18 protein-coding genes and 1 riboswitch are annotated in these 15,660 nt (G+C 63.6%); of the genes, 16 read left to right on the top strand and 2 right to left on the bottom strand.

The genetic code is table 11. The annotated features are described in order from the left end of the window. Positions 1–139 precede the first annotated feature (139 nt). Together narL and narQ are read right to left on the bottom strand one after the other, a co-directional pair. A complete protein-coding gene (gene narL / locus AB5Y68_RS09470) occupies positions 140–778 on the bottom strand; it encodes a two-component system response regulator NarL (RefSeq protein ID WP_104452698.1) in 639 nt (212 codons plus the stop codon). Further along, positions 778–2,490: a nitrate/nitrite two-component system sensor histidine kinase NarQ gene (gene narQ, locus AB5Y68_RS09465; protein WP_010674151.1), complete on the bottom strand. Its 1,713-nt coding sequence runs from the start codon at positions 2,488–2,490 to the stop codon at positions 778–780. Before narQ ends, narL begins: the two co-directional genes overlap by 1 nt. Before the next feature lie 78 nt (positions 2,491–2,568). After that, a riboswitch (molybdenum cofactor riboswitch) is annotated at positions 2,569–2,708 on the top strand. On the opposite strand from narQ, the gene moaA reads away from it, so the two are divergent. The 16 genes from moaA to AB5Y68_RS09385 all read left to right on the top strand — a co-directional run bounded on the left by moaA (position 2,696) and on the right by AB5Y68_RS09385 (position 15,656). Beyond that, the gene (gene moaA / locus AB5Y68_RS09460) at positions 2,696–3,691 is read left to right on the top strand and encodes a GTP 3',8-cyclase MoaA (RefSeq protein ID WP_368207111.1); all 996 of its coding nucleotides are present in this window, start codon (positions 2,696–2,698) and stop codon (positions 3,689–3,691) included. It overlaps the preceding riboswitch by 13 nt. A 251-nt stretch (positions 3,692–3,942) precedes the next feature. Further along, a complete protein-coding gene (gene napF, locus AB5Y68_RS09455) occupies positions 3,943–4,452 on the top strand; it encodes a ferredoxin-type protein NapF (RefSeq protein WP_010674153.1) in 510 nt (169 codons plus the stop codon). Continuing rightward, positions 4,449–4,751, top strand: coding sequence for a chaperone NapD (locus AB5Y68_RS09450; RefSeq protein ID WP_010674154.1), 303 nt, complete (start codon positions 4,449–4,451; stop codon positions 4,749–4,751). The genes napF and AB5Y68_RS09450 overlap by 4 nt, the downstream gene beginning before the upstream one ends. Before the next feature lie 189 nt (positions 4,752–4,940). After that, positions 4,941–7,430, top strand: a complete 2,490-nt coding sequence (napA, locus tag AB5Y68_RS09445) for a nitrate reductase catalytic subunit NapA (protein ID WP_041212735.1) — start codon at positions 4,941–4,943, stop codon at positions 7,428–7,430. 16 nt (positions 7,431–7,446) lie between these two features. Beyond that, positions 7,447–8,181: a ferredoxin-type protein NapG gene (gene napG, locus AB5Y68_RS09440; RefSeq protein ID WP_010674156.1), complete on the top strand. Its 735-nt coding sequence runs from the start codon at positions 7,447–7,449 to the stop codon at positions 8,179–8,181. After that, a complete protein-coding gene (napH, locus tag AB5Y68_RS09435; RefSeq protein WP_039038844.1) occupies positions 8,178–9,053 on the top strand; it encodes a quinol dehydrogenase ferredoxin subunit NapH in 876 nt (291 codons plus the stop codon). The genes napG and napH overlap by 4 nt, the downstream gene beginning before the upstream one ends. Further along, positions 9,053–9,508 (top strand): nitrate reductase cytochrome c-type subunit, encoded by a 456-nt coding sequence (locus tag AB5Y68_RS09430; RefSeq protein WP_029314277.1) that lies wholly within the window; start codon positions 9,053–9,055, stop codon positions 9,506–9,508. Before napH ends, AB5Y68_RS09430 begins: the two co-directional genes overlap by 1 nt. 11 nt (positions 9,509–9,519) lie before the next feature. After that, positions 9,520–10,110: a cytochrome c3 family protein gene (locus AB5Y68_RS09425; protein WP_039038845.1), complete on the top strand. Its 591-nt coding sequence runs from the start codon at positions 9,520–9,522 to the stop codon at positions 10,108–10,110. 193 nt (positions 10,111–10,303) lie between these two features. Next, positions 10,304–10,810: a molybdenum cofactor biosynthesis protein B gene (moaB, locus tag AB5Y68_RS09420; protein ID WP_039038846.1), complete on the top strand. Its 507-nt coding sequence runs from the start codon at positions 10,304–10,306 to the stop codon at positions 10,808–10,810. A gap of 50 nt (positions 10,811–10,860) precedes the next feature. Beyond that, the gene (moaC, locus tag AB5Y68_RS09415) at positions 10,861–11,355 is read left to right on the top strand and encodes a cyclic pyranopterin monophosphate synthase MoaC (RefSeq protein ID WP_010674161.1); all 495 of its coding nucleotides are present in this window, start codon (positions 10,861–10,863) and stop codon (positions 11,353–11,355) included. Further along, positions 11,352–11,597, top strand: a complete 246-nt coding sequence (gene moaD / locus AB5Y68_RS09410) for a molybdopterin synthase sulfur carrier subunit (RefSeq protein ID WP_048207331.1) — start codon at positions 11,352–11,354, stop codon at positions 11,595–11,597. The genes moaC and moaD overlap by 4 nt, the downstream gene beginning before the upstream one ends. 2 nt (positions 11,598–11,599) lie before the next feature. Continuing rightward, entirely contained in the window at positions 11,600–12,079 is a 480-nt protein-coding gene (gene moaE / locus AB5Y68_RS09405; RefSeq protein ID WP_301480805.1) for a molybdopterin synthase catalytic subunit MoaE, read from the top strand. A 54-nt stretch (positions 12,080–12,133) separates the two neighbouring features. Beyond that, positions 12,134–12,856 (top strand): molybdate ABC transporter substrate-binding protein, encoded by a 723-nt coding sequence (gene modA, locus AB5Y68_RS09400; protein ID WP_368207108.1) that lies wholly within the window; start codon positions 12,134–12,136, stop codon positions 12,854–12,856. A 223-nt stretch (positions 12,857–13,079) separates the two neighbouring features. Beyond that, positions 13,080–13,760, top strand: coding sequence for a molybdate ABC transporter permease subunit (modB, locus tag AB5Y68_RS09395; RefSeq protein WP_010674165.1), 681 nt, complete (start codon positions 13,080–13,082; stop codon positions 13,758–13,760). Then, on the top strand, positions 13,757–14,812 hold the full coding sequence (modC, locus tag AB5Y68_RS09390) for a molybdenum ABC transporter ATP-binding protein (RefSeq protein WP_039038850.1): 1,056 nt from the start codon (positions 13,757–13,759) through the stop codon (positions 14,810–14,812). The genes modB and modC overlap by 4 nt, the downstream gene beginning before the upstream one ends. Positions 14,813–14,879: 67 nt before the next feature. Continuing rightward, positions 14,880–15,656: an alpha/beta fold hydrolase gene (locus AB5Y68_RS09385; protein ID WP_039038851.1), complete on the top strand. Its 777-nt coding sequence runs from the start codon at positions 14,880–14,882 to the stop codon at positions 15,654–15,656. Positions 15,657–15,660: the final 4 nt, after the last annotated feature.

The following is a 15,660-nucleotide window of genomic DNA, read 5'->3' as shown; positions in this document are numbered from 1 at the left end:
TTTCCTTCCCGTGCGATGTCATGAAAATAATAATCCATCTACTCAATAGAGCACCGGGTTCCGCGCCATTTGGGGAAAAGGAAAGGGGGCCAGCAAGGAGGCACGGATGGTGACCCCTTGCTGGCAGGAGGCCGGGACCTCAGTTGCGCTGTTCCAGGTACATGACGGCTGCTTCGACGCGGCTTTGGGCCTCGAGCTTTTTCAGCAGGCTCTTGACGTGGACCTTGACGGTTCCCTCGGAGATATGGAGCACGGAGGCGACCTGCTTGTTGGACAACCCCTTGGCGATTTCACGCATGATCTGCATCTCGCGTCGGGTCAGGCTCTCCAGCTTCTGCTGCAGGTGGTCCAACTCGTAGATGTTCTCGAGATAGGGACGTAGCGGCTCGCTCAGGATCTGCTTGCCGGTCATCACGTCAGCCAGCTGGGCCAGCAGCATGTCAGGCTCGGTGTCCTTGAGCAGATAGCCGTCCGCGCCTGCCTTGAGCAGGGCAACCACATCCTGGCGGGCGTCAGAGACGGTCAGGATCACCACGCGGGAAGTCACCTCTTCGGCCCGCAGCGCCTTGAGGGTATCGAGACCTGACAACCCCTTCATGTTGAGGTCGAGCAGGATAAGGTCCGGTTCGGACTCCTTGGCCATGGCCACGGCGTCGGTGCCGTTGGAGGCCTCGCCAACCACGTCGATGTGATCTTCCAACTCCAGCAGTTGCACAATTCCCTTGCGCATCAGGGGGTGGTCGTCCACGACCAGAACACTGTATTTCATCTCGTCCATCAGGCGTCTCTTGTTAGGCTGGTGGGAAAGGTCAGGTGTATGCGGGTGCCCCCGGAGGGCGGTTCACTGATGGTCAACTGGCCGCGCAATTTGCTGGCGCGTTCATTCATGATGCTGAGACCGTAGTGATTCACCGCCGAGCTTGCGCCCCTTATTCCAACACCATCGTCTGCAATCTGAACCTGGATGTTACCATCAGCCAGGGTCTCACAGCTAACGTCAATGTGCCGCGCGCTGGCATGCTTGATGGCATTGAGCACTGCCTCACGGATCAGCTGCAGGATGTGGATGTGCTGCCCCGCTTCAAGGTCGGTGTCCGTCAGTCCGTACTGGAGCCTGATGTCGGCGTGCGTCTGGGGTTTGAGCTGCTCGAGCATGACCGCGATGGCTTCACCCAGGTTGGCATCGCCGATGCTGAGGCGGAAGGTGCCGAGCAGTTCGCGCAACTGGGTATAGGCATTGCTGAGCCCCTCGTCGATCTGCTCCATGGCTGCCTCGGTCTTGGCCCTGTCCCCCTTGGCGAAGGAGCGCTTGAGCAGCGTGGCCTGGATCTTCAGGTAAGAGAGGGCCTGGGCGAGGGAGTCGTGCAGTTCACGGGCGATGACGGCGCGCTCTTCCATCAGCAGCAGGCGCTGGTGCTGCAGCAGGGTCTGATCCTTGTGCAGCACCTGGGCCAGCAACATGGAGAAGTTCTTCATCAGCCGCTCGTCGATGGGGTGGTCGCTTATCAAGTCGAGCCGGCCGTACTCCTCGTCATCCATCTGCAGGTAGAAGCTCACCACGGCGTCCAGATCCCCCGGCCACCCCTTGCGACCTGTGATGTAGACCGGCATCGCATTGTGCTCGAAGCGGGTGAGGCGGATGTACTCGATGTGCTGGTGGGCGGCGGCCCGCTCCAGCAGCTTTTGCAGGGTGCGGCGGCTGAGGGGCGCCGCGTGCAGTTTCTGGGCGGTGGAATAGAGGAAGGAGAGGGTGTCGTTGGCCTGTTGCAGCTTGGCCGTTTTCTCCTCCACCTTGCTCTCCAGCTCCCGGTAGAGTTTGCCAAGCTCGTCGGCCATGGTCGCGAACGCCCCCGACAGCTCTCCCAGCTCGTTCTCACAGTGAGGGGGCAGGGTGAGATCGAACTCCTGACGCTGGATCTGGCGTGCGCAATAGACCAGCTGATTGAGGGGCGCCACCACCTGCTGGCGGGTGAAGCGCACCGTGCACCAGGCGATGGTGATGATGGCGAGCAGACCCAACCCCTCTGCCAGGGCCAGCATGCGAACCTTGAACTCCACGTGGTACTGCATCTGGTTGACGAAGTCATCGATGGCGGCGACGAACTGTTCCGTATTGTCGGTATAACGGCTGGGAGTGGCATTCTCGATATGTTCGCGCATCACTTGCCATTGCAAGAGGACTTCACCATAGGTGCGGCGCAGGGAGGCGGGCGTGATCCAGCGCTGGGTCTCCTGCAGCTCGGGGGCATGAAGGGTCTGTTCAAACTGGGCGAGCCGGCCGAGGACGACCTGATCCTTCTCGATTTCATAGGCCATGCGGTAGGCCTGCATGCGCAGAGATCCCGACAGATTGATGGCCTTGGCATCGGGAACCGAATAGAAGAGGGTGACCATGGCCACCACGGCGATCAGGCTGGCCATGAACAGGATCAGCACCATGGAGCGACCGATGGCGCTGCTGACCGACTGCACTCTGAACCATTTTCCCATGCCGACCGGCTCCCTTTTCACCCACAAAGACCCCACAAAGTAGCATGGGAGTGTACTCCAAGTTGTGCTAGCATCGAAAAACTAGATGAACTCCGAGCGATTTTGCCTAAGTCATTGAGATAGGGGGAGATCGCCGTCAGCCGATGCTCGAGCTGAAAGGGTCAGGAAAGAAATGCCCTGGCCTCCCGTATTTGGAAAGGTGTTTATGTTGCCACTTGAAGATGGTTTTTCCCGTCGCTTTTACTATTTGCGTCTGTCGGTCACCGACGTCTGCAATTTCCGCTGTACCTACTGTCTGCCGGACGGCTATCACCCGCCGAAAGGAGACGGTGAGGGGCGCCAGCCCTTCCTCTCCCTGGAGGAGATCCGTCGCGTCGTCTCCGGGTTTGCGGCCATGGGGACGCGCAAGGTGCGTCTGACCGGAGGCGAGCCCTCCCTGCGCCGCGACTTCACGGCCATCATCGAGACCGTGGCCAATACCCCCGGCATCGAGAAGGTGGCCATGACCACCAACGGGTATCGCCTCAAGGAGCGTGCCCGCGAGTGGTTCGATGCGGGGCTGACGGCCCTGAACGTCAGCGTCGACAGCCTGGATCCCCGCCAGTTCCACCAGATCACCGGCGAGAACAAGCTGGCGGAGGTGATGGCGGGGATAGACGCCGCCCTGAGTGCCGGTTTTCGGTCGGTCAAGATCAACGCCGTGCTGCTCAAGGGGCTCAATGATCATCAGCTCGAGACGTTCCTCGCCTGGATCCGGGACAAACCCATCGAGCTTCGTTTCATCGAACTGATGCAGACCGGCGAGATGGACGCCCTGTTTCGCGATCACCATACCAGCGGTGAACTCATCAAGCAGCGCCTGCAAGAGAGCGGCTGGGTGCAGCAGCTGCGCGGCCTGGATGATGGCCCTGCCCAGGTGTTCACGCATCCGGACTCGAGGGGCGGGGTGGGGCTCATCATGCCCTACAGCAAGGATTTTTGCGCCGGTTGCAACCGGCTGCGGGTCTCCTCCAAGGGCAAACTGCACCTGTGTCTCTTTGGCGACAACGGGGTGGAACTGCGGGATCTGCTCACCGATGACAGCCAGCAGGAGGCGCTGCAATGGCGTATTCGCCAGGCGCTGACCGGTAAGGCCGCCACCCATCGCCTCCATGAAGGCAATGCAGGCATGACCCCCCACCTGGCCTCCATCGGCGGCTGACAGCCGCCGTGCACCTCAAATAACCTTCGATTAATTATCAATCCTCACATAGGGGTAATTTACCTTGCCCCTGCTGTGTCTAATTGCGCCAAGGGTTTGATCCAGCGCAAGAATCCCCCCTGTTTATCTCCCTGGTGGTATATCCCCTGACTTGTCAGGGCCGCAATATACACCCACGCTTATAATTGGTATTGAAAATGCCAGTCACGGGATCCGCGCGGGGGCATCCGTCCTCGAAAAGAGGAGTCGATATGACCGATGGGGTCAACTTGTCACGCAGAGGCCTGTTTCGGGGACGCCTGAGCGCCCCCAAGGCCGGGATCCAGTTGCCCTGGTCCGTCTCCTGGGACGAGTTCGTGGCTGGCTGCACCCGCTGCGGCGACTGTCTGGCGGCCTGCCCGGAGCAGATCCTGATCAAGGGGGACGGGGGCTTCCCCACGGTGGATTTTCACCGCGGCGAGTGCACCTTCTGCACCGAGTGCGTCAGCGCCTGCCAGGCGCCGGTGTTCAGGCCGACAACCCAGACACCCTGGGAGTATGTGGCCCATATCGAGGCGGGCTGTCTGGCCACGGCTCAGGTGTTCTGCCAGCGCTGTCAGGACAGCTGCGAGCAGCAGGCCATCCGCTTTTCCCCCCGGCTGGGGCGCGTACCCACCCCCAGCATCCATGCCGAGTCGTGCAACGGCTGCGGGGCCTGCGTGGCGGATTGCCCGGTGGGCAGCATCAGCATCGGTCTGTCTCGTGGCGAGGCTTCGCGATGACCCAAGAGACGAACAAGTTGGAAAACGGTGATATGACGCGAGAAGAGTTCCATGTATCCAGCCTGGTGGTGCTGACCCAGCCCGATCTGCGCCACGCCCTGGCAGAGCGGATTGCGACCCTGGATGGGGCCGAGATCCACGCCGTCAGCGAGGAGGGCAAGCTGGTGGTGACCCTGGAGGGGCCGAGCCAGCGCCCCATCATGGCGGCCATCGACACCATTCAGGGGTTGCCCGGGGTGCTCTCTGCGGCCCTGATCTACCACCAGTTCGATGAAATGGACGCCGAAGATGGGGAATAAGGCGTCATGTGGCAGAAGCGCAAGAGTCGTTCGCTGAGCGCCACGGGTAATACACGGGATGCCGGGTCTGTTGTCTGCGTTCGATGAACGAAAAGCCCAGAGCAAAGGAATAAAGCGCCATGGAGCTGAGCCAGCGCGGCTCGTCACAATGGCTGTCATTGATGTGATTAAGCAATGCGAGGATATGTCATGAAGCTGAGTCGACGCGACTTTATGAAGGCCAATGCGGTGGCGGCAGCCGCTGCCGTGGCCGGTGTCAGTGCCCCCACTCTGGCGGCGAACCTGATCACCAGTACCGACAAGACCGCCATCACCTGGGACAAGGCGCCGTGCCGCTTCTGCGGGACCGGTTGCTCCGTGCTGGTGGGCTCCCAGGCTGGCCGCGTCGTGGCGACCCAGGGGGATCCCGATGCACCGGTCAACCGTGGCCTGAACTGCATCAAGGGCTACTTCCTCTCCAAGATCATGTACGGGGAGGATCGCCTGACCCAGCCCATGCTGCGCATGACCAACGGCAAGTTCGACAAGAACGGCAACTTCGCCCCCATCAGTTGGGATCAGGCCTTCGACATCATGGCCGAGAAGTTCAAGGCGACCCTGAAAGAGAAGGGCCCGACCGCCGTCGGCATGTTCGGCTCCGGCCAGTGGACCGTCTGGGAAGGCTATGCCGCCGCCAAGCTGATGAAGGCAGGCCTGCGCTCCAACAACCTGGATCCCAATGCCCGTCACTGCATGGCCTCCGCAGTAGTGGGCTTCATGCGTACCTTCGGCATGGATGAACCCATGGGCTGCTACGACGACATCGAGCAGGCCGACGCCTTCGTGCTGTGGGGCTCCAACATGGCCGAGATGCACCCCATCCTCTGGTCGCGCATCTCCGATCGCCGTCTGTCCCACCAGGATGTGCAGGTGCACGTGCTCTCCACCTTCGAGCACCGCAGCTTCGAGCTGGCGGACAACGGGCTGGTGTTCACCCCCCAGACCGATTTGGCGATCCTCAACTACATCGCCAACTACATCATCCAGAACGACAAGGTGAACTGGGAGTTCGTCAACAAGCACACCCAGTTCCGCAAAGGGGTGACCGACATCGGCTACGGCCTGCGTCCCACCAACCCGCTGCAACAGAAGGCCAAGAACCCGGACAGCGGCGACTCCACCCCCATGAGCTTCGACGATTTCGCCAAGTTCGTGGCGGATTACGATCTGGAGTCCGTCTCCAAGCTCTCCGGCGTGCCCAAGGACAAGCTCGAGAAGCTGGCCCAGATCTATGCGGATCCGGACAAGAAGGTGGTCTCCTACTGGACCATGGGGTTCAACCAGCACACCCGTGGTGTCTGGGCCAACAACCTCTGCTACAACATCCACCTGCTGACCGGCAAGATCTCCCAGCCGGGCTCCGGCCCCTTCTCCCTGACCGGCCAGCCCTCCGCCTGTGGTACCGCCCGTGAAGTGGGTACCTTCGCCCACCGTCTGCCGGCGGACATGGTGGTCACGGATCCCAAACACCGCGCCATCGCCGAGAAGATCTGGAAGCTGCCGGAAGGCACCATTCCCGAGCAGGTGGGCTACCACGCCGTGCTGCAAAACCGCATGCTCAAGGACGGCAAGCTCAACGCCTACTGGGTGATGTGCAACAACAACATGCAGGCCGGCCCGAACATGAATGAAGAGGCGCTGCCCGGTTATCGCAACCCGGCCAACTTCATCGTGGTCTCCGACCCTTATCCGACCGTGACCGCCCAGGCGGCTGACCTTATCCTGCCCACCGCCATGTGGGTGGAGAAAGAGGGGGCCTATGGCAACGCCGAGCGTCGCACCCAGTTCTGGCACCAGCAGGTGAAGGCACCGGAAGGGGCCAAATCCGACCTGTGGCAGCTGATGGAGTTCTCCAAGCGCTTCACCGTGGAAGAGGTGTGGCCGGCCGAACTCATCGCCAAGATGCCGGAAGTGAAGGGCAAGACCCTGTTCGACGTGCTCTATGCCAACGGCCAGGTGAACCAGTTCCCGAAAGAGCAGAGCAAGGGGGCCCTGAACGACGAGGCCGAGCACTTTGGTTTCTACGTCCAGAAGGGGCTGTTCGAGGAGTACGCCTCCTTCGGTCGCGGCCATGGCCACGACCTGGCGCCGTTCGATCAGTATCACGAAGCCCGTGGCCTGCGCTGGCCTGTGGTGGACGGCAAGGAGACCCTGTGGCGCTATCGCGAAGGGTTCGACCCTTATGTGAAAGCGGGGGAGGGGGTGCGCTTCTACGGCAAGCCCGATGGCAAGGCGGTCATCTTCGCGCTGCCCTATGAGCCCGCCGCCGAGGCTCCGGACAAAGAGTACGACATGTGGCTCTCTACCGGTCGCGTGCTGGAGCACTGGCACACCGGCACCATGACCCGCCGGGTCCCCGAGCTCTATCGCGCCTTCCCGGATGCGGTGCTCTTCATGCACCCGGAAGATGCCAAGGCTCGCGGCGTGCGCCGTGGCGAAGAGGTGATCGTCTCCTCCCGCCGGGGCGAGGTGAAGACCCGGGTCGAGACCCGCGGCCGCAACCGTCCGCCCAAGGGACTGGTGTTCATGCCCTTCTTCGACGCGAGCCAGCTGGTCAACAAGCTGACCCTGGACGCCACGGATCCGCTCTCCAAAGAGACGGATTACAAGAAGTGCGCCGTCAAGGTCATGAAGGCCTGAGGCGGGGGAGCGCGAGATGAGTCGTAGTCGGCGCCAGTTTCTGGCCGACATGGCCAAGGGGGCCTGCGGTGTGGGCCTGCTTGGTGTGGGGCTTGGCGGCGTGGCGCGCCAGCAGGTGCAGGCTTTGCCTGCCCAGGCGCTGCGCCCGCCGGCGGCCCTCGACGAGGCCGAGTTCCTCGGCGCCTGCGTGCGCTGCGGGCTCTGCGCCCTGGCCTGCCCCTACGACACTCTCAAGCTCGCCCGGCTGTTTGAACCCGTGACCACCGGCACCCCCTACTTCAAGGCGCGCGCCGTCCCGTGCGAGATGTGTGACGACATCCCCTGCGTGGCGGCCTGCCCGAGCGGGGCGCTGGATCGGGCCATGACCGACATCGATCAGGCGCGGATGGGGGTGGCGGTGCTCATCGATCACGAGACCTGCCTCAACTACCTGGGGCTGCGCTGCGACGTTTGCTACCGGGTCTGCCCCCTCATCGACAAGGCCATTACCCTTGAGCTGCAACACAACCCGCGCACCGGCAAGCACGCCATGTTCCTGCCCACGGTGCACAGCGATGTCTGCACCGGCTGCGGCAAGTGCGAGCACGCCTGCGTGCTGGAGGAGGCGGCCATCAAGGTGGTACCTCGCCAGCTTGCCAAGGGGGAGCTGGGTCACCACTACCGGCTCGGCTGGGAAGAGAAGGAGAAGGCGGGCAAGTCCCTCATCGGTGAGCGACTGACCCTGCCGACCCGCAAACCGGAGGGTCTATGAGTCGGTATCCGGGGGCCGAGGCCACGGCCAGGCTGGGCTGGTGGCGGTCACACCGCTTCCTGCTGCTGCGCCGGCTCTGCCAGTTCGGGGTGCTGGGGCTGTTCCTGCTGGGGCCGCTCGCGGGCATCTGGATCCTCAAGGGCAACCTCTCCAGCTCCCTGCTGCTGGAGACGGTGCCCCTCACGGATCCCCTGACCCTGTTGCAGTCGGTGGCGGCGGGCCAGTGGCCCATCCCCACCCTCTGGCTCGGGGCCGGGCTGGTGCTCGCGGGTTACTGGCTGGTCGGGGGGCGGGTGTTCTGCTCCTGGGTCTGTCCGGTCAACCTGGTCACCGATGCCGCCGCCTGGCTCAGGGGGCGGCTCGGGCTCAAGGGCAATGGTCAGTTCAACCGCACCACCCGCTACTGGCTGCTGGCCATGGTGCTGGTGGCACCGGCCATCACAGGCGTGCTGGTGTGGGAGCTGGTCAATCCGGTGTCGCTCACCCTGCGGGGCCTGCTGTTTGGCATGGGGGCGGGCTGGGGCCTGCTGGCGGTGCTGTTCCTGTTCGACCTTTTTGTGGTGGAGCGGGGCTGGTGCGGTCACCTCTGTCCGGTGGGGGCCTTTTATGCCCTGGTCAACCGGGTCGGGTTCATCAAGATTGCAGCCTCGGGGCGCGAGCGGTGCAGCAACTGCATGGATTGTTATGCGGTCTGCCCGGAGCGTCCCATCCTGCGCGGCCCCGTTCACGGTGCCAGGCGTGGTCACGGGCCCTTGATTGCGGCTCAGGAGTGTACCAACTGCGGCCGTTGCATCGATGTCTGCGCGGAGCAAGTTTTTGAAATCACTGTAGGTTTTGCCGTCAAGGCAGAGAAAACGTCGGAGAACACATAATGAAGAAGCTGATTGGAGCAATGCTGGCCTGCCTGATGGCGGGTTCCTTGATGGCGGCCGTCCCCGAGATCACCAACAGCACGGGGGGCATCAAGTCGGAGCGGGGAAGCACGGATCTGGTGACGGATGCCGACGCGGCCCCCATGAAGAACTTTCGCAAGGATGGCGACCTCTACGATCGCCAGTACATGCACCAGCCCCCGCTGATCCCCCACGACACCCGCAACTATGAAGTGGACAACAAGGTCAACAAGTGCCTGGCCTGTCACAGCTTCAAGAACGCCAGTGCCATGAAGGCCCCCAAGATAAGCCCCACCCACTTCGAGACCCGCGACGGCATGACCCTGGGCGAAGTCTCTCCGCGTCGCTACTTCTGTCTGCAGTGCCACGTGCCGCAAGCGGATGCCAAGCCGCTGGTGAACAATACCTTCAAACCGGTTGAAGCGCTGAACTGAGGAACCCATAGATGAAATTACCCGGCTTTGTGAAGCGTCTGTGGACCACCTTCAAGTCACCGTCGAAGGCGGCCCTCTGGGTCATCCTGCTGATGGGCTTCTTCGGTGGCGTCATCTTCTGGGGCGGGTTCAACACCGCCATGGAAGCGTCCAACACCGAGGCCTTCTGCACCAGCTGCCACGAGATGAAGGACAACGTGTTCGTGGAGTACCGCGACACCATCCACTACGCCAACCGCTCCGGCGTGCGGGCCAGCTGCCCGGATTGCCACGTACCCCACGAGTGGACCTACAAGATCATCCGCAAGGTGCAGGCCTCCAAGGAGCTGTGGGGCATGATCACCGGCAAGGTGGATACCCGCGAGAAGTTTGAATCTCACCGGCGGGAGATGGCCGAGCGGGAGTGGCAGCGGATGAAGGAGACGGATTCGCGCGAGTGCCGCAACTGCCACAACTTCGAGTACATGGACTTCTCCCTGCAAGGGCGTCGGGCCGCCCAGATGCACTCCACCAACCTGGCAAGCGGGGCCAACACCTGCATCGACTGCCACAAGGGGATTGCGCACCAACTGCCTGACATGAAAGGGGTGCCAGGCTTCTGATGGGAAGGCCGCCGGATCCCCGGGATCCGGCGGCCTTCGAGATTAATGGGCAATGACGCCCCCCAGCCAGACATCTTTTGATAGAATCCCTTCCCGGCAACGCGGCGCCCACCGGCTCCTTTCATGGCTGGCACCACGGTGCGGCGCGTTCACCTCATCCTCTCGTGGTCAATGATTGACAGGAATGGTCCCAATGGCACCCAAACACAGCGAATTCATCCCTCTCAAGATCGCCGTCCTGACGGTTTCCGACAGTCGCACCGCTGCCGATGACAGCTCGGGGGACTATCTGGTCGAGGCCCTGACCCAGACCGGCCACGTGCTGGCCGACCGGGCGCTCTGCCCCGACAACCTGTTTCGCATCCGCGCCCAGGTGAGCGACTGGATTGCCGACGAGGGAGTCCAGGTGGTGCTCATCAACGGCGGCACCGGCTTCAACGAGCAGAACCGGGTGCCCGAGGCGGTCGGCGTGCTGTTCGAGCGCACGGTGCAGGGCTTTGGCGAGATGTTCCGCCAGCTCTCGTTTGCCGAGATAAAAGGCTCCGCCATGCAGAGCCGTGCCCTGGCAGGGCTCGCCAATCGCACCCTGATCTGCTGCCTGCCCGGCTCCACCGGCGCCTGCCGTCTGGGTTGGGAACAGCTTATCCGGGATCAGCTCGATGCCCGTACCCGGCCGTGCAACTTCGTGACCCATCTGTGATCCCGGGAGTAAACCCGGATCATCCATCTTATTTTTCGATAGGTGCATAGATGAACCTGACCCATCTCAACCAGAGCGGCGAGGCCCACATGGTGGATGTCACCGACAAGCAGGTGACCGAACGCGAGGCCCGCGCCGAGGCTTTCGTGACCATGGCCCCAGAGACCCTGGCGTTGATCCTGAGCGGTCAGCACCACAAGGGGGACGTGTTCGCCACCGCCCGCATCGCCGGCATCATGGCGGCCAAGAAGACCGCCGACCTCATTCCCCTGTGCCATCCCCTGGCCCTGACCCGGGTGGAGGTAGAGATAGCCCCCCAGACGGCGCACAATCGGGTTCATATCCGCACCCTGTGCAAGCTCTCGGGCAAGACCGGGGTGGAGATGGAAGCGCTCACCGCCGCCTCGGTGGCGGCCCTGACCATCTACGACATGTGCAAGGCGGTGCAAAAGGACATGGTGATCGAGCAGGTGCGTCTGGTGGAGAAAAAGGGCGGCAAGTCCGGTCATTTCCAACTGGGTGCGACCAAAGGAGAGCAAGCATGATCAAGGTTCTGTTTTTTGCGCAGGTGCGTGAGCTGGTCGGCTGCGACGAGCTCAGCCTGCCTTGCGACTACGCCAGTGCCGATGTCCTTCGCGCCGCCTTGAGCGAGCGAGGTGACAAGTGGGCGCTGGCGCTCGAATCCGGCAAGCTCCTGGTGGCGGTCAACCAGACCCTGGTGCCGCTGGATACCCCCCTCCATGACGGGGATGAGGTCGCCTTTTTCCCGCCGGTGACCGGAGGCTGATGATGAGCGAGGCAACCATGACCGATCGCATTCTGGTGCAGCGGGATGACTTCTCGCTGGCGGACGAATATGCCCGCCTCGCTGCCCGGCAGGACACAGGCGCGATTGTCAGCTTTGTCGGCAAGGTGCGCGACTTCAATCAGGGGGAGCATGTGAAGGGGCTGGCCCTCGAGCACTACCCCGGCATGACCGAGAAGGCGCTGACGAACATAGTGGCCGAGGCCCGCAGCCGCTGGCCGCTGCAGGAGTGTACCCTCATTCACCGCATCGGCGAGCTGCTGCTCGGGGATCAGATCGTGCTGGTGGTGGTGAGCAGCGCCCACCGCGAGGCGGCTTTCGAGGCCTGCCACTTCATCATGGATTTCTTGAAGACCCGGGCGCCGTTCTGGAAAAAAGAGCTGACCGCCGACGGGGTGCAACGCTGGGTCGAGGCCAGGGCGAGCGATGACGCCGCCCTGGCCCGCTGGCAACAAGGGGAGTGAGCCTCGGGCTCGCGTCAATCGATCCGGCCGTGCCGGAACATAAGGAGCAACGGAATGAAGAGATGGGTATCCGTGTTGGTGCTGGGCGCCGGCGCCATGTACAGCGGTGCTGTGCTGGCTGACGAGGTCAAGGTGGCGGTGGCGGCCAACTTCAAGGGCACCATAGAGCGCATCGGCAAGGAGTTCACCGCCAAGACCGGCCACAGCGTCGTCATCAGTTCGGCGGCCACCGGCGTGCTCTATACCCAGATCACCCACGGTGCGCCCTTCGATCTCTTCCTCTCGGCCGACGTGGCGACCCCTCAAAAGCTGGAGTCGGAAGGCAAGGGGAGCGAACGCTTCACCTATGCCATCGGTCAGCTCGGCCTCTGGCAGAAGGGGGGGCCTGCTCCCGACGAGGCCACCTTGCGCCACTGGCAGGGGGAGCTGGCCATCGCCAACCCCAAGACAGCGCCCTATGGCGCTGCCGCCATGGCGACCCTGGCTCATCTCAAGATCGATCCCAAGCAGTATCGGGTGCTGACCGGCACCAACATCAGCCAGACCTGGCAGTTTGTTGACACCGGCAATGCGAAGCTGGGCTTCGTCGCCTGGGCCAATCTGGTGGAGGCGGGCAAGACCGGCGAAGCCTGGGCGGTACCGGCCAGCTTCTATCCCCCCATCGAGCAGCAGGCCCTGGTGCTGAAGAAAGGGGCGGCGGTGGATGCCCTGGTCGCCTGGCTCAAGGGGCCGGGACAGGCGCAGATCAAGGCGGCTGGTTATGCGCTGCCCCACTGATGGCGCAACCACACACCTGCCTGATGAGTGGCCGGCCTTCGGGTCGGCCCACTTTTGCCATAAGGATGCGCACCATGCCGTTGCCTGAATTCACCCGGGAGGTGGGCGATGAGTATTGAAAGAGATCTGCTGGCAATGACTTGTCTAACTCGTGATCAGCGCTACCGGGAGTGCGGCTTATTCGCCGTGTCTGGTGCTGGATCTGGCGTTGGGAGTGAGTCAGATGAGTGAAGGGGATCTGCTGGCGGTCTGGCTGACCCTGAAACTGGCGGCCAGCACCACTGCCATCCTGCTGCTGCTGTCGCCGCCGCTCGCCTGGTGGCTGTCTCGCAGCCAGCACCGGCTGCGCCCCCTGGTGGAGGCCATGGTGGCCCTGCCGCTGGTGCTGCCGCCCACCGTGCTCGGTTTCTATCTGCTGCTGGCCTTCTCCCCGGAGTACGGCCTGGGTGGCTGGTGGCGGGAGACTTTCGGGGCCCCGCTCGCCTTCAGTTTTCTCGGCCTGCTCATCGCCTCCGTCATCTATTCGCTCCCCTTCGTGGTACAGCCCCTCACCTCCGCCTTCGTCAACATGGGCAACAAGGAGCTGGAGGCTGCTGCCACCCTGGGGATGGGCCCGTTTGAGCGCTTCTTTCGCATCATCCTGCCCATGACGCTGCCCAGCTTCGTGATGGCGGCGGCGCTGGGCTTTGCCCACACCCTGGGGGAGTTCGGGGTGGTGCTGATGATCGGCGGCAACATTCCCGGGGAGACCCAGGTGCTCTCCATCGCCCTGTTTGATCACGTGGAGGCGATGGATTACCAGAATGCCCATATTCTGGCAGGCGGCCTGATGGGCTTCTCCCTGGTGATGCTGGTGCTGGTCTACGGCGTGCTGCAACGTCGGCAACGGAGGCTGTTCGGATGAGCCTCTACCTCAAGGCCAGACGTGATTTCGGCCCCTTCACCCTGGCGTGCGATCTGGCGCTGCCCCCCAGCCGCATCCTCGGCCTGTTCGGTCCTTCGGGCTGTGGCAAGAGCACCCTGCTGCGCATCATCGCCGGGCTCGACAGGGCCCCGGGCGATGCCCTGCGCTGGCAGGGGCGCGAGCTTGCAGCCCTGCCCCCCGAGGCGCGGCGCATCGGGCTGGTGTTTCAGGATGCCCGTCTCTTCCCCCACCTGAGCGTGCTCGGTAACCTGCAACTGGCGGCTCGCAAGGGGAGGGGGCGCTGGCAGCCTGAGGATCTGGCTGCGCGCCTCGGCTTTGCCGAGCTGCTGGGGCAACCGGCCCACGGCCTCTCCGGCGGTCAGCGCCAGCGGGTGGCACTGGCCAGGGCCTTGCTGGCCGAGCCCGACTTGCTGCTGCTGGATGAACCCTTCTCGGCGCTGGACAGGCGCAGCCGCATCCATCAGGCCCACGTGCTCAAGGGCTTGCAGCAGGAGAGCGGCATCCCCATGATCTTCGTCAGCCACGCCATGGAGGAGGTGAGCCTGCTCTGCGATGGACTGGTGCTGCTGGCAGAGGGACGGGTGGAGGCTCAGGGCACCCCCGAGGAGATCTTCGCCCGCACCGACCTGTCGCTGGCCAGTCGCGACGACGTCGGGGTCATGCTCTCGGCGACCCTGGCCCACTACGACGAGCACGAGCAGATGGCGACCCTGCGACTCGGGGAGCAGACCCTGATGGTGACCATGGAGCATGCCCCCGATGAAGCTGGCCCCTTGCAGATCAAGGTGGCGGCGCGGGATCTGGTGATCGCCACCGAGCCCATCGTGCACTCCAGCCTCTCCAACTGCCTCGAGACCCGGCTGCTGGAGGTGCGGGAGGTGCGACCCGGGCAGACCCTGTTGCAGTTGGCTCTCGGGCAGCAGATACTGCTGGCCCGGATCACCAGCCGCTCCGCGCAGCGGCTCGCCCTGACGCCGGCCATGCGCCTCTACGCCTACATCAAGGCGGTGAGCCTGGTGGGAGAGGGGTAGACGGGGGACCGGAGTACGGATTGGCTGGTCATGAGTGGCCGGCATGGCGTCGAGAAAGGGGGGACGGGTGCGTCGCAATCAGGTAATGAAATCCCATGGCTTGGCCCTGCGCAGTGCGGGGGAGGGGCCCTTGCTGCTCTTGCTGCACGGGCTGGGCTCTTCCAGCCTCGACTGGCAGGCGCAGATCGAGCGTTTTTCCGAGCGTTACCGGGTGGTGGCCATCGACTTGCGCGGCCACGGCCAGAGCATGCAGGTGGGGCCCTTTGACGTGCCCACCCTGGCGGCGGACGTGGCCCGCTGGCTCGACGAACAGCCCGAGCCTGCCTGGGTAGTGGGGTTGTCGCTCGGTGCCATGGTGGCGCTGGAGCTGGCGCTGCAACTGCCCCACAAGGTGCAGGGGCTGGTGCTGGTCAACGGCTTCAGCGAATTTCTGCTGGAGACGCCAAAGGAGCAGGAGCGCTATGCCATGCGCCTCAAGTGGCTGCGCTGGTTCGGCATGCGGCCGCTGGCGTGGTGGCTCGGTCGCGAGCTCTTTCCCGGCCCCGATCTCGCCCAGGTGCGCCACACCTTCCGGGGGCGCTTCGTGCGCAACAAAAAGAAGACCTACAAGGCGCTGCTGGAGGCGCTGCCCGGCTGGTCGGTGCGGGCTCGTCTCGGCACCCTCTGGCAGCCGGTGGCCATCATCTCCACCAGTCACGACTATCTGCCCCTGGCGCGGCGGGTGGAGCAGTTCGCCTCCCTGCCCAATGCCACCATCCACACCCCGGATGGTCACCACGCCTGGCCGGCGGAAGATCCCGCCGGGTTCAATCATCTGTTGCAGCGGATCCTCTCAACCCATTGAGGGG

The sequence above is a fragment of the Aeromonas sp. R6-1 genome, assembly GCF_040908165.1.
GTDB lineage: Bacteria > Pseudomonadota > Gammaproteobacteria > Enterobacterales > Aeromonadaceae > Aeromonas > Aeromonas caviae.
This window is presented reverse-complemented; position numbering and strand designations above follow the sequence as displayed.